The 14,124-nt window shown below is 61.6% G+C and carries 12 protein-coding genes; 1 reads left to right on the forward strand and 11 read right to left on the reverse strand.

What is annotated here, in order from left to right:
• Nucleotides 1-8: 8 nt before the first annotated feature.
• The 11 genes from astB to acs form a co-directional block, all read right to left on the reverse strand.
• Entirely contained in the window at nt 9-1,358 is a 1,350-nt protein-coding gene (gene astB / locus IF103_RS17060; RefSeq protein WP_023381590.1) for an N-succinylarginine dihydrolase, read from the reverse strand.
• 23 nt (nt 1,359-1,381) lie between these two features.
• Nucleotides 1,382-2,845, reverse strand: a complete 1,464-nt coding sequence (astD, locus tag IF103_RS17065; protein WP_023381591.1) for a succinylglutamate-semialdehyde dehydrogenase — start codon at nt 2,843-2,845, stop codon at nt 1,382-1,384.
• Entirely contained in the window at nt 2,846-3,874 is a 1,029-nt protein-coding gene (gene astA / locus IF103_RS17070) for an arginine N-succinyltransferase (RefSeq protein ID WP_023381592.1), read from the reverse strand.
• A gap of 55 nt (nt 3,875-3,929) precedes the next feature.
• A complete protein-coding gene (aruF, locus tag IF103_RS17075; RefSeq protein WP_023381593.1) occupies nt 3,930-4,949 on the reverse strand; it encodes an arginine/ornithine succinyltransferase subunit alpha in 1,020 nt (339 codons plus the stop codon).
• Between the two features lie 144 nt (nt 4,950-5,093).
• A complete protein-coding gene (locus IF103_RS17080) occupies nt 5,094-6,314 on the reverse strand; it encodes an acetylornithine transaminase (RefSeq protein WP_023381594.1) in 1,221 nt (406 codons plus the stop codon).
• Between the two features lie 488 nt (nt 6,315-6,802).
• Nucleotides 6,803-7,783 carry a transcriptional regulator ArgR gene (gene argR / locus IF103_RS17085; protein WP_202675504.1) on the reverse strand — a complete coding sequence of 327 codons (981 nt, stop codon included), beginning with the start codon at nt 7,781-7,783 and terminating at the stop codon, nt 6,803-6,805.
• Nucleotides 7,784-7,882: 99 nt separating this feature from the next.
• Nucleotides 7,883-8,647: an ABC transporter ATP-binding protein gene (locus tag IF103_RS17090; RefSeq protein WP_023381596.1), complete on the reverse strand. Its 765-nt coding sequence runs from the start codon at nt 8,645-8,647 to the stop codon at nt 7,883-7,885.
• Between the two features lie 22 nt (nt 8,648-8,669).
• Nucleotides 8,670-9,368, reverse strand: a complete 699-nt coding sequence (locus tag IF103_RS17095; RefSeq protein ID WP_023381597.1) for an ABC transporter permease — start codon at nt 9,366-9,368, stop codon at nt 8,670-8,672.
• Nucleotides 9,365-10,054: an ABC transporter permease gene (locus IF103_RS17100; RefSeq protein ID WP_023381598.1), complete on the reverse strand. Its 690-nt coding sequence runs from the start codon at nt 10,052-10,054 to the stop codon at nt 9,365-9,367. Before IF103_RS17100 ends, IF103_RS17095 begins: the two co-directional genes overlap by 4 nt.
• 88 nt (nt 10,055-10,142) lie before the next feature.
• Nucleotides 10,143-10,928, reverse strand: coding sequence for an L-arginine-binding protein AotJ (aotJ, locus tag IF103_RS17105; RefSeq protein ID WP_023381599.1), 786 nt, complete (start codon nt 10,926-10,928; stop codon nt 10,143-10,145).
• 535 nt (nt 10,929-11,463) lie between these two features.
• A complete protein-coding gene (gene acs / locus IF103_RS17110; protein ID WP_023381601.1) occupies nt 11,464-13,425 on the reverse strand; it encodes an acetate--CoA ligase in 1,962 nt (653 codons plus the stop codon).
• Between the two features lie 417 nt (nt 13,426-13,842).
• On the opposite strand from acs, the gene IF103_RS17115 reads away from it, so the two are divergent.
• Nucleotides 13,843-14,103, forward strand: a complete 261-nt coding sequence (locus tag IF103_RS17115) for a DUF2790 domain-containing protein (protein ID WP_023381602.1) — start codon at nt 13,843-13,845, stop codon at nt 14,101-14,103.
• Nucleotides 14,104-14,124: the final 21 nt, after the last annotated feature.

Genomic DNA, 14,124 nt, shown 5'->3' on the forward strand with positions numbered 1-14,124 from the left:
TTTTCTCTTCAAGGTTGGCGTTGGAACGGATAGACCGAGCCCAACTTAAGGATCTGGGTCAACTCATCCAGCGCGGTACGGCATTCGACCAGCAGTTGCGGGTCGGCAAGGTCCGCTTCGCCGAGGCGGTCGCGGTAGTGCTTGTCGACCCACTGTACCAGCGTGTCGTACAGCGGGGCGGTCATGATAACGCCTGGATTGACCGCCGCCAGCTCCGATTCCTTCAATGCCACGCGCAGACGCAGGCAAGCTGGCCCACCGCCGTTCTGCATGCTCTGCTTGAGGTCGAACACCTTGACCTCCTTCACCGGGCCGCCCTGGCTGGTCAACTGGTTCAGGTACGCCCAGACGCGCTCGTTGTTACGGCACTCTTCGGGCACCACCAGCAGCATCGAACCATCGTCACGGCTGAGCAACTGGCTGTTGAACAGGTAGGAGCGCACTGCGTCCTCGACCGTCACCTGTGCCCGAGGTACGCAGATGCCCTGGAAGTTACCGCCCTTGTTGGCCAGTTTAGCCTGCAGTTGGCCAAGCACCGCGCCCGTCTCCAGGAACGCATCCTCGTGATAGAACAGCACCTCGCCATTGCCCACCGAAATCACATCGTTGTGGAACACGCCCTGGTCGATCACCGCTGGGTTCTGTTGAGCGTAGACCACACCATCGTCACTCAGGCCATGCAGGCGGGCCACGGCCTGCGAGGCTTCCAGAGTCTGGCGCGCGGGGTACTTCTGCGGCGCCGGGTAGCGGCTGTCGAACGCGCTGCGACCATAGACGAAGAACTCGACACCGGCCTCACCATAGTTGCGGCAGAAGCGCGTGTGGTTGGCCGCGCCTTCGTCACCGAACTGCGCGACCGCAGGCAGCGCCGCGTGGTGGGCGAAGTGCTTGTCATCAGCGAACATCGCCGCGAGTACGCGACTGGTGGTCGGGTGCTCGATGCTGCGATGGTATTTGCAGTTGAGGTTGGCAGCCGTGAAGTGCACGCGGCCATCGGCCGTGTCGGCACTGGGACTCACGGTGGCAGCGTTGGCCACCCACATGCTCGACGCCGAGCAACTGGCCACCAACAGCGGCATGGCTTCTTTGGCTGCACGCTGGATGACCTCGGCATCACTGCCAGAGAAGCCCAGACGGCGCAGCGCGGCCACATCCGGACGCTCCTGCGGCGCCAGCACGCCTTGCTTGAAGCCCATGTCGGCCAGGGCCTTCATCTTGGCCAGGCCCTGACGCGCCGCCTCACGCGGGTTGGACGTCTGCTGGCTGTTGCTCTGCGAAGCCACGTTGCCGTAAGACAGGCCGCCATAGTTGTGGGTTGGCCCCACCAGGCCATCAAAATTCACTTCATAGGATTTCATCGGCTAGGCTCCGTGACCTGTTGTTATAGAGTGACGCCCGGCGTCAATGTCGCCGGCAAGGCAAGGCTGGCGGTCTCCAGCGAAGCCACGGGGTAAGCGCAGTAGTCGGCTGCGTAATAGGCACTGGCGCGGTGGTTGCCACTGGCACCCACCCCTCCGAACGGCGCGCTGCTGGCGGCCCCGGTCAGCTGTTTGTTCCAGTTGACGATACCGGCCCGGCTACGCAGCCAGAAATACTGGTAACGGGCATGGGAGTCGGACAACAATCCGGCGGCAAGGCCGTACTGGGTGTTGTTGGCCTCATCGATGGCAGCATCGAAATCGGCGTAGCGGATTACCTGCAGCAGCGGGCCGAAGAATTCTTCGTCCGGACGCTCAGCCACGGTCGTGACATCGACGATGCCCGGCGTCAGCAGCGCGGCCTCGGCGCGTGGCTGGGTCATTTCCAGCAGGCTGGTGGCACCTTTGCCAAGCAATTCGGCCTGAGCCGCAAGCAGCGCGCGAGCGGCCTGCAGAGAAATCACCGACCCCATGAACGGCGCCGGCTGCTGGTCGAAGGCGCCGACACTGATGCCCTTGCACACCTCGACCAACCGGGCAAGCAGCCTATCGCCCCAGGCCCCTTGCGGCACCAGTAGACGCCGGGCGCACGTGCAGCGCTGGCCAGCCGAGATGAACGCCGACTGGATGATGGTGTACACCGCGGCGTCGAGGTCCTTGACCTCGTCCACCACCAACGGGTTGTTGCCCCCCATTTCCAGGGCCAGGATCTTGTCCGGACGCCCGGCGAATTGCTGGTGCAAGAGGTTGCCGGTGCGACTGGAACCGGTGAAGAACAGACCATCGATACCTGGGTTGGCCGCCAGCGCCACGCCCGTCTCCCGCGCCCCTTGCACCAGGTTCAACACACCGGCTGGCAGACCAGCGGCAATCCAGCAGTTGACGGTCAGTTCAGCGACCTTGGGCGTCAGCTCGCTGGGCTTGAACACCACGCAGTTACCTGCCAGCAGTGCCGGGACGATATGCCCGTTAGGCAGGTGGCCCGGGAAGTTGTAAGGGCCGAACACAGCGACCACGCCATGGGGCTTGTGTCGCAGCACGGCAGTGGCGTCCGCCAAAGGGCCGCTTTTCTCGCCCGTACGCTCGCGGTAGCTCTGCACCGAGATCGCGACTTTGTTGATCATGCTGGTGACTTCGGTGGCCGACTCCCACAGCGGTTTGCCGGTTTCCTCACCGATGCAGTGGGCCAGCGCCTCGGCGTGCTGCTTGAGCTGCTCGGCGAACTTCTCCAGCACATCGATACGCGCTTCGAGGCTCAGTTGGGCCCAGGCTGGGAATGCCTGGCGAGCGGCCTGCACGGCGGCGCCCACCTGACTGGCGTCTGCGCCCCGCCCTTGCCAGATCACGGCCTGGGTGACCGGGTTCAGCGATTGCAGGGCTTCACCCTGGCCAGCCTGCCACTGGCCGGCGATGTAATGCGTGGTCATTTACTTGGCCTCCCGGCTTGCCGATAGCGGCACGGCACGAACGTTGTCACCGGCGCCCATGCGCAGGCGCTTGGCGGTCAGCGGGTCGACCACCAGGGTGCCCGCCGCCAAGCGCGCTGGCGCTGCCGTGATACGGCAGTCTTCGCGCTTGCGGTTGTGAATGATGTAGGGGGTGGCATCGTCACCCGGCGTACCGACGGCCAGCACCAGCGTCTGACTTTCGCGCACGGCGCGAATCTTCGAGGTTTCGCATTCGATGGCGGGACCTGCGTCGAAGATGTCGACATAACCCTGGTAGTTGAAACCTTCCTGCTTGAGCATGGCCAGCGCCGGCTCGGTGTCGGTGTGCACGCGGCCGATCACGGCGCGCGCCGCCTCGGACAGGAAGCAGGTATACAGCGGGAACTTGGGCATCAGCTCAGCGATGAACGACTTGTTGCCGACACCCGTCAGGTAGTCCGCCTGGCTGAACTCCATCTTGAAGAAGTGGCGTCCGAGGCTTTCCCAGAACGGCGAACGACCGTGTTCGTCGGACATACCGCGCATTTCGGCGATGATCTTGTTGCCGAACAGTTCCGGGAACTCCGCGATGAACAGCATGCGTGCCCGCGACAGCAGGCGACCATTGAGGCCGGAACGGTAGTCCCCCCGCAGGAACAACGAACACAACTCGGAGTTGCCGGTCAGGTCGTTGGCCAGGAACAGCGTGGGAATCTCCCGGTAGATGTTCAGTTCCTGGGAGGCGCTGACCGTCAGGCCGACCCGGTAGTTGTACCAGGGCTCACGCAACCCCACGGCTCCGGCGATGGCACTGATGCCTACCACCAGGCCTTCGTCGTTCTCCAGTACGAACAGGTAATCGGTATCACCGCGCTCGGCTTCGCCGCGGAAGCTTTTTTCGGCCCAGCCGACACGATGCCCAAGGCGCTCTTCATTGGCCGGCAGGGTGGTCAGGCCAGTGGTGCCGGTACTGCGAGCCAACTCGATCAGCGCGGGTAAATCGCTGCTGCGTACAGGACGAACGATCATGCTATCTCCTTGTGCAGCAGCCTGCGCCACCGCGAAACTCTTTAATGCGAAGGCCTCAAACGGCAACCAGACGCACGCTGGCGCCCTCACCAACACCCAAGGCGTCGGCCGCTTCGGCAGTCAGGCTGACCGGCTTGCCCGGCACCCAGTCCAGCTCCAGCAACACCGCACGGTAGTCCTGCAACAGGCCGTTGCACACCAGGTACGGACGCCCGCCCTTGATCGGCGCATCGTCGAGCTTGACCGGCACTACACGGCTCTGGGCGATGGAACGGATGCCGGAGGTGCGTGCATGCAAGGTCGGCCCGCCATCGAAGATGTCGATGTAGTGCTCGGTCTCGAAGCCTTCACGCATGAGGATGTCGAAGGTGATCTGCGCACGCGGGTGTACCTGCCCCATGGCCTCCTGGGCCTCATCGGGCAGCAGGGGCACGTAGATCGGGTAGTGCGGCATCAGTTCGGCGAGGAAGGTCCGGCTCTTCAGGCCGCAAAGGCGCTCGGCCTCGGCGTAGTTGAGGTCGAAGAAGTTGCGGCCGATGGCGTCCCAGAACGGCGACTCGCCCTGTTCGTCGCTGTAGCCGACGATCTCGGTGACCACCGAATCGGCGAAACGCTCGGGGTGCGACGCCATGAACAACAACCGTCCTCGCGAGTTAAGTTCTGCCCAGGCACTGTTAACCAGCTCTGGCAAGACATAGAAGCTGGTCAGCAGGCTGTTGCCAGTCAGGTCATGGCACAACGACAGTACATGGATCTTGTTGTGGATCTTCAGTTCGCGAGAGGCATGCACGAAGGTTTCGTTGCGGAAGCTGTAGAACGGCTCGGAGTACCCGGCCGACGCGACGATCGCGGAGCAACCGGCCAACTTGCCGGTGGCGCTGTCCTCGAGCACGAAGAAGTAGCTCTCTTCGCCATTGAAGCTGACTTCAGCGGCAAACGACGTCTCGGACGCAGCGATCTTGTCGCCCAGGCGGGCGGTATCATCCGGCAGCGAAGTGACACCAATGGGGCTGTCGGCAGCCATGCGCTGCACTTCGTTGAGATCAGCCATTTGCGCGGGGCGCATCACCAGCATGGTGTCACTCCTTTGGGAAAACGGGCCGTTCACGACGGCGCGAAAAAACGGCAGGTGCGCAATCGCGCTTGCAAGCGCACACCCGCTCTGGAATTCAGGTATCGCTGGCCGAACAGCGGGGCCAGCGAAGCGACCGTCGGCCGATCAGCCCTTGGTCAGTTGCGCCACGGCGCGCTCGAAGCGGTTCAGGCCTTCATCGATGTCGGCATCTTCAACCACCAGGCTCGGGGCGAAGCGCACCACATCCGGGCCAGCTTGCAGCACCATCACGCCTTCTTTCTCGGCGGCGTTGAGCACGTCCTTGGCCTTGCCTTTCCAGGCCTCGGTCAGTACGCAGCCAATCAACAGGCCGACACCACGCACCTTGGAGAACAGGCCGTATTGCTGGCCGATCTGCTCCAGGCGGGACTTGAAGCGTTCGTGCTTGGCCTTGACGCCATTCAGGGTTTGCGGCGTGTTGACCACATCGAGCACGGCGCAGGCCACTGCACAAGCCAGCGGGTTGCCGCCATACGTGGTGCCATGGGTGCCGACGGCCAGGTGCTTGGCGAGTTCGCTGGTGGTCAGCATGGCGCCGATCGGGAAACCGCCGCCCAGGCTCTTGGCACTGGTCAGGATATCCGGCGTCACGCCGTAGTGCTGATAGGCGTACAGCGAGCCGGTGCGGCCAACGCCCGTCTGCACTTCGTCGAAGATCAGCAAGGCGTTGTGCTCATCGCACAGTTTGCGCGCGCCTTCGAGGTAGGCCTTGTCGGCCGGAACCACGCCGCTCTCGCCCTGGATCGGCTCGATCACCACCGCACAGGTCTTGTCGGAGATCTGCGCCTTGAGCGCTTCCAGATCGTTGTACGGCACATGGCTGATGCCGGTGATCTTCGGGCCGAAACCGTCGGAGTACTTGGGCTGGCCACCGACGCTGACAGTGAACAGGGTGCGACCGTGGAAGCTGTTCACGGTGGCGATGATTTCATGCTTCTCCGGGCCGAAGCGGTCATGGGCGACACGACGGGCCAGCTTGAAGGCAGCCTCGTTGGACTCGGCGCCGGAGTTGCAGAAGAAAGCACGCTCGGCGAAGGTCGCGTCCACCAGCTTGTGGGCCAGGCGCAGCGCCGGCTCATTGGTGAAGACGTTGGAAACGTGCCAGAGGGTGTTGGCTTGCTCGGTCAGCGCCTTGACCAGCGCCGGGTGGCAATGCCCCAGGGCGTTGACGGCGATACCGCCGGCGAAGTCGATCAACTCGCGGCCCGATTGATCCCAGACTCGGGAACCCTCGCCTCGCACAGGAATGAAGGCCGCCGGAGAATAGTTGGGAACCATGACCTGGTCGAAATCGGCACGTTGCACCGGGGCTTGCTCAACGGACATCTGAGTCTCCTGAAGAGGAACGCTGGCCTGGAAGTGGCGAGCGATGGGGGGGATTGTAAGGACTGATCCGCGCCTGTCCTTGCGGCCAAGCGACAACTTGTTACAGCGCTAAACCTTGTTTCAGCAAGGTTTTCGGCAATGCGACAAACACTGTCGCAATCGCGCAGTGTAACGGTAGAGATGGGCTGGGTGAACGGGGTTGGTTTTTGCAGTGCGGCCGAAATCGAGCGCCGCCCGCGCGGCGCATCGCGAGCAAGGCTCGCTCCTACGCTTGTTTCCGGCCAATTATGTCTGTGCCAGACGCGCGCGACCGCCTTGTTTGTACAATCCAATATCGCGCCGTGCACCCAAGCGGTTGCGCGCAAATCCCACAGGCATGATGGGCCCGAAACAAGCATAGGAGCGAGCCTTGCTCGCGATGCGCCGCGCGGGCGGCGCTCGATTCACGCCCCCTCAAACCCAAGGCATGCGCCCCACCCCAGAAAAATTCAGCCTTTTTCGGCAGGCGCCGAACTCAGCTCGAACGGGCTGCTGCTACGCCGCTGATTGCGGTCTTCGCGCGGAGTGGCACCAAAGAAATTTCGATAGGCGCTGGAGAAATGCGGGCCCGACGAGAACCCGCAGGACAGGCCGATCTGGATGATCGACTTGCTGGTCTGCATCAGCATCTGCCGCGCCTTGTTCAGGCGCAGCTCCAGGTAATACTGGCTAGGTACCCGGTTGAGATACTGCTTGAAGATCCGCTCCAACTGCCGGCGCGAAACGCACACATGCTGGGCGATCTCGTCGGTGGTCAGCGGCTCCTCGATATTGGCCTCCATCAACACCACCGCCTGAGTCAGCTTTGGATGACTGGAGCCCAGGCGATTCTGCAACGGAATACGCTGGCGCTCACCACCCTCGCGGATGCGCTCGACTACCAGCTCTTCGGACACAGCCCCGGCGAGCTCCGCACCATGGTCACGCGCCAGCACCGCCAGCAGCAGGTCGGTCACCGCCATGCCACCGCAGGCTGTAAGGCGATCGCGATCCCAATCGAACAGATGGCTGGTGGCGATCACCTTGGGAAAACGCTCGGCGAAATCATCCTGCCAACGCCAGTGCACCGCCGCACGGTAACCATCGAGCAGCCCAAGCTGGGCCATCGGATACACCCCGGCGGACAATCCGCCCATCATGCAACCGCTGCGCGCCAGCTGCTTGAGCGCGGACGACAAGGCAGAGCCCACGACCTGCGGCGGCTCGTCCGCCAGCAGGAACAGCTTGTGGCAACCTTCGAGTCGACCGCTCCAAGGCTCGCCAGGAAGGCGCCAGGCGCCCTCCGGGGCCGGCTCCGCCTGCAGGAAGACCGTCTCATACACCACATCCGGATGCACCCGCTGCGCCACCTGCAACACGTCCTCGGCCAGCGCCAAAGTCAGGGGCTTGGTGCTGGGCCAGATGAGAAAACCGATTCGCTGGGTGGTCATAGGGTACGGTCCGAAACCTGAGGTTCTTCGAGTCTGTGGCGCCGGGTCAGGCTGCGCTTGCCGCGCAGCATGCCCTATTCTGGTGCAAAGGTGCAGCCTTTACTTCAGGCTGCCGGAGAGAAACTGCTGCAGGCGCTCCGATTTCGGGTTGGCCAGCACTTCACGCGGGCAACCTGTCTCCTCCACCAGCCCCTTGTGCAGGAACACCAGCTGGTTGGACACCTCGCGGGCGAAGCCCATTTCGTGAGTCACCACCACCATGGTGCGGCCTTCCTGGGCCAAGGCCTGCATCACCTTGAGCACGTCGCCCACCAGCTCCGGGTCCAACGCCGATGTCGGCTCGTCGAACAGCATTACCTCGGGCTCCATTGCCAAGGCACGGGCAATCGCCACGCGCTGCTGCTCACCACCGGACATATGGCCTGGGAAGGCATCCTTGCGATGGGCAACACCCACCTTGGCCAGGTAGTGCTCGGCTTTTTCAAGGGCTTCTTTCTTGCTCACCCCAAGCACATGCACCGGCGCCTCGATGACGTTCTCCAGCGCAGTCATGTGCGACCACAGGTTGAAATGCTGGAACACCATCGACAACCGCGAACGCATGCGCTGCAGTTGGCGCGGATCGGCAGCCTTCAGCGCGCCATCCTTGCCAGCGACCATCTTCAGCTCTTCGTTGTTGAGCAGGATCTTGCCGGCATGGGGCTGCTCGAGCAGGTTGATGCAGCGCAGGAAGGTCGACTTACCCGAGCCACTGGAGCCGATGATGCTGATCACATCGCCTGCCTTGGCCGCCAGGGACACACCCTTGAGCACTTCATGGCTGCCGTAGCGCTTGTGCAGGTCTTGGACTTCTAATTTGTACATGCTTTCGGTTCTCACAGAGCGATCAGTGCTTGCGCGGCGCCAGGTAGCCGAGCCAGCGGCGTTCGGCCATCTTGAACAGGCGCACCAGGATGAAGGTCAGGCACAGGTAGAACACGCCCGCCGTGATGTAGGCCTCGAAAGGCAGGTAGTACTGGGCATTGACCGTGCGCGCGGCACCGGTGATGTCGATCAGGGTCACGATGGAGGCAAGACTGGTGGTCTGCAGCATCATGATCACCTCGTTGCTGTACTGCGGCAGCGCACGGCGCAGGGCCGAGGGCAGCAGGATGCGTCGATACATCTTCATGCGCGACATGCCCACCGCCTTGGCAGCCTCGATCTCGCCATGGGGCGTGGCCTTGAGGCTACCGGCGATGATCTCGGCGGTATAGGCGCTGGTGTTGATGGCAAAGGCCAGGCACGCACAGAACGTCGCGCTCGACAGCCATGGCCAGAAGATACTCTCCCGCACCGCCTCGAACTGCGCCAGGCCGTAGTAGATCAGGAACAGCTGCACCAGCATCGGCGTGCCGCGGATCACATAGGTGTACAGCCAGGCCACGACATTCACCAACGGCTGCTTGGAGACCCGCATCAAGCCCAGCGGGATGGCCGCCAGCAGGCCGAACAACAGCGACAGCGCCAGCAGTTTCAGGGTGGTCAGCAATCCACCGAAGTACAGCGGCATCGCCTCCCAGACCACGTTGTAGTCGAAGATCATAGTTCAGCCACCTTGACGCCTACCGAGTAGCGTTTCTCGAGATACCGCAGGGCCAGCAGCGAGACACTGGTGATCACCAGGTACAACGCCGCCACCGCCAGGAAGAAGGTGAAAGGTTCACGGGTGGCATCGGCAGCCTGCTTGGCCTTGAACATCATGTCTTGTAGGCCGACCACCGAAATCAGCGCCGTCGCCTTGGTCAACACCAGCCAGTTGTTGGTGAAACCGGGAATCGCCAGCCGGATCATCTGCGGCACCAGGATGCGGAAGAAGACCTGGCGATTGCTCATGCCATAGGCCACGCCGGCTTCGGCCTGGCCCTTGGGAATACCGAGGAAGGCGCCACGGAAAGTTTCCGAGAGGTACGCCCCGAAAATGAAGCCCAGCGTGCCGATACCGGCGACCAGCGGGTTCAGATCGATGTAATCGTCGTAGCCAAGCAGCGGTGCCACGCGGTTGATGATGTCCTGACCGCCATAGAAGATCAGCAGGATCAGCACCAGATCCGGAATACCACGGATCACCGTGGCGTACATGTCACCCAGCCAGGCCAACCAGCGCACCGGCGACAAGCGCAGCGCCACACCGATCAGACCGAGCACGATGGCCAGGGCCATCGACGACAGGGCGAGCTGCAGCGTCAGCCACGCCCCGTCGAGGATGACTGCCCCGTAGCCTTTCAACATGATGAGGTCCTCGACCTAGAGAAATAAAAATGGTGCAAACCTCAGAGCCTCTGCTGTTTGCACCATTGCACAGGTGAAACCCGACGTCTTACTTCGAGTCTGGACCGTAGATGTCGAAGTTGAAGTACTTGGCTTCAATTTGTTTGTATTTGCCATTGGCCCGGATAGCGTCGATGGCGGCGTTGATCCGATCGGCGTTGGCCTTGTCGCCCTTGCGCACGGCGATGCCGACGCCATCACCAAAGTACTTCACATCGGTAAACGATGGGCCGACGAAGGCGAAGCCCTTGCCAGCATCGGTCTTCAGGAAGCCGTCTTCCAGCAAGGTGGCGTCGGCGACGGTGCCATCCAGGCGGCCAGCGGCGACATCCAGGTAGATTTCGTTCTGGGTACCGTAAGGCACGACGGTGGCGCCCTTCGGAGCCAGGACTTCCTTGGCGAAGCGGTCGTGGATCGAGCCACGCTGCACACCGATTTTCTTGCCTTTGAGCTCATCCAGGCTGTCGCTGACGGTGGTGCCTTCCTTCATCACCAGGCGAGCTGGGGTCAGGTAGTAGCGCTTGGTGAAGTCCACCGACTTCTTGCGGTCTTCGGTGATCGACATGGACGACAGGATGGCGTCGATCTTGCGCACTTTCAGCGCTGGGATCAGGCCGTCGAACTCCTGCTCGACCCAGGTGCACTTGGCTTTCATTTCTTCGCACAGGGCGTTACCGATGTCGTAGTCGAAACCGGCGATGCTACCGTCGGGTTGCTTGAAGGCGAAGGGTGGGTAGGCGGCCTCGATACCGATTTTCAGCGGTTTTTCATCGGCCTGCGACACCAGGGAAAACACGGACAGCGCCAGGGCGCCAAGCAGTGCAAGCTTCTTCATCAGGTAACTCCATCGGTACGGGGCAATACGAGGCAGGAGGTAACAGCTGCCCGATATGCGAATGGGTACAACGCGAGCCGCGCAGGTTTCGACCAAGGTCGCAGACCACGAGCGAGTGAGTGGCATTTTAACGACAGCCCGAAAGCCGATATTTCTTCAAAGCGACAACTACTTACAGAAGCGCTTGAAACGGCATCGAGCGATGTTGACAGCCATTGCAAAATATGCAAAAGCGCAAGGAATAGAACCTATTGACCTAGCAATTACCGGGCCTATTATTGGCAAAGCCTTGTAGTACGGCAAGTGCAGCGTGCCGACTTGCAAAAAATGCCTACGCAAATGCACCAAAACCGCACGAACCTGTTTCTTCTTGCCCCGGCCTTGTGCGAAATCGGTGACAAAGAGGGTTACCGATGAAAGTCGGGTAACAGGATGTAAGTAAAGCAAAAACCCCGCCGGTTGCCCGGACGGGGTTTTTATTGTTCACAAGGACCGCAGAGCGGCCCCATCGCCGGCGAGCCGGCCTTTGCACGATTTACGCTGAAGCCAGGCTCATCGACTTGTGGGTGTCGATCAGGTGCTGCACCACCCCTGGATCGGCCAGTGTCGAGATATCACCCAGCGCGTCGTACTCGCCGGTAGCGATCTTGCGCAGGATACGGCGCATGATCTTGCCCGAACGGGTCTTCGGCAGCCCTGGCGCCCACTGGATGACATCCGGCGAAGCGATTGGACCGATCTCCTTGCGCACCCAGTTCTTGAGCTCCAGACGCAGTTGCTCGCTGGGCTCGATGCCCGCATTGAGGGTGACATAGACATAGATGCCCTGCCCCTTGATGTCATGCGGCACCCCCACCACCGCCGCCTCGGCGACCTTGGAGTGGGCAACCATCGCACTTTCGATCTCGGCGGTACCCATGCGGTGCCCGGACACGTTGAGCACATCATCCACGCGCCCCGTGATCCAGTAGTAGCCATCTTCATCGCGACGCGCACCGTCGCCGGTGAAGTACATGCCTCGGAAAGTCTTGAAGTAGGTGTCGACGAAGCGATCGTGATCGCCAAACAGCGAACGCGACTGGCCCGGCCAGGAGTCGAGGATCACCAGATTGCCCTCGGCGGCGCCCTCGATCAGGTTGCCCAGGTTATCCACCAACGCGGGCACCACCCCGAAGAACGGACGGGTCGCCGAACCGGGCTTGAGGCCGGTAGCCCCTGGCAGCGGACTGATAAGGATGCCGCCGGTTTCGGTCTGCCACCAGGTATCGACGATCGGGCAGCGCTCTTTGCCAACGGTCTTGTAGTACCAGTTCCAGGCTTCCGGGTTGATCGGCTCGCCCACCGAACCGAGCAGGCGCAGGCTGGAACCATCGGCGCCCTCCACCGCGGCCTGCCCTTCGGCCATCATCGCGCGGATGGCGGTAGGCGCAGTGTAAAGAATGTTGACCTTGTGCTTGTCGACGATCTTCGACACGCGGGTGATATCGGGGTAGTTCGGCACGCCTTCGAACAACAGGGTGGTGGCACCGTTCGCCAGAGGGCCATAGACGATATAGCTGTGACCAGTGACCCAACCGACGTCCGCGGTGCACCAGTAGACTTCGCCCGGGCGGTAGTCGAACACGCGCTCATGGGTCAGTGCGGCATACACCAGGTAGCCGCCGGTGGTGTGCAGCACACCCTTGGGCTTGCCGGTGGAACCCGAGGTGTAGAGGATGAACAGCGGCTCCTCGGCCCCCATTTCCTTCGGCGCGCAGTGGCTGGAGGCCACTTTCATCAGGTCTTCGTACCAGATATCGCGGTGCTGGTGCCAGGCGATGTCGCCACCGGTGCGCTTGCATACGATGATCTTTTGCACGCTATTGGTTTCGGGGTTGGTCAGGGCCAGGTCGACGTTGGCCTTGAGCGGCGTGCGACGACCACCGCGCACACCTTCGTCGGCGGTGATCACCACCTTCGAGCGGCAGTCGATGATGCGCCCGGCCAGCGCTTCCGGCGAGAAGCCGCCGAACACCACCGAGTGAATGGCGCCGATACGGGCGCACGCCAGCATGGCCACCACCGCCTCTGGAATCATCGGCATGTAGATGGTCACCACGTCACCACGGTGCACGTCCTGGCCACGCAGAGCGTTGGCGAACTTGCACACCTGCTCGTGAAGTTCGCGATAAGTGATGTTGCGGTGTTCGGAAGGGTCGTCGCCCTCCCAGATGATCGCCACCTGGTCGCCGCGCGTTTCGAGGTGGCGATCCAGGCAGTTGGAGGAAACGTTCAGAGTGCCGTCGGCGAACCATTTGATATCGACGTGGTGGTCGTCGAAAGAGGTCTGCTTGACCTTGGTGAAAGGCTTGATCCAGTCGATTCGCTGGGCCTGCTCACGCCAGAAGCCGTCCGGGTTGATCACCGATTGCTGGTACATGGCCTTGTAGGTGGCCTCGTCGGTCAGGGTAGTGGCCGCAACCTCGGGACGAACGGGATACAGTGGAGCCGCACTCATCTGTGTTACCTCGGTGTAATAGTTGTTGTTGTATGGATTCGTTTGTAACTGTACCAGAGCGGCAAAAGCCATTCGACGTTGGTAGTAGCGGGGCCCGATTTCCCCTGAAGGTTTTTTCACAAACGCTCTAGCCCGCGCCCGGCGGCCCTGCCAGAGGAAAAAACCAAGGAGGTTGCCCAGGGATTGTTACAGATTCTGTCAAAAGGCAAAAAAACTTTATCAAAACACGCTCTGTTTCACCCCACTACCTGGGCATAAACTTCACCTCGCCAACAACGGCAAGGCGATTAACTACTGGTAACAGCCCCCACGAAGGCAACTGTTAATCTCCCTCTAACTGATAGTTGAAACTTAGCTGTACTCGCGGCGCCAAAAGCGCCGCGCACCCCCTCACGACCTTAGAAAGGTAAAATGAAAATGAAAGCGTTACTGGCATTGGTACTTGGCAGTGTTGTTTGCAGCGCAGCGATGGCGGGCGAAGTTGCAAAAGAGGCCGAGCAGATTCCGGTTGAACAATACAGTTACTCGCAGCACCTGGACATCGCCCGCGTGATCTCCATGAGCGAAGTGCCTAATGTCTGCGAAGTAGTACCTGCCCGCATGACCTACGAGGACTCCAAGGGCCAGAAGCACGTTCTCGAATACCGTGTGATGGGTAACGGTTGCTCTAACGGCTAAGTTTCTCTGGCGTTGCGAGCT

It is taken from the genome of Pseudomonas sp. SK2 (genome assembly GCF_016772395.1).
GTDB classification, from domain to species: Bacteria; Pseudomonadota; Gammaproteobacteria; order Pseudomonadales; family Pseudomonadaceae; genus Aquipseudomonas; species Aquipseudomonas taiwanensis.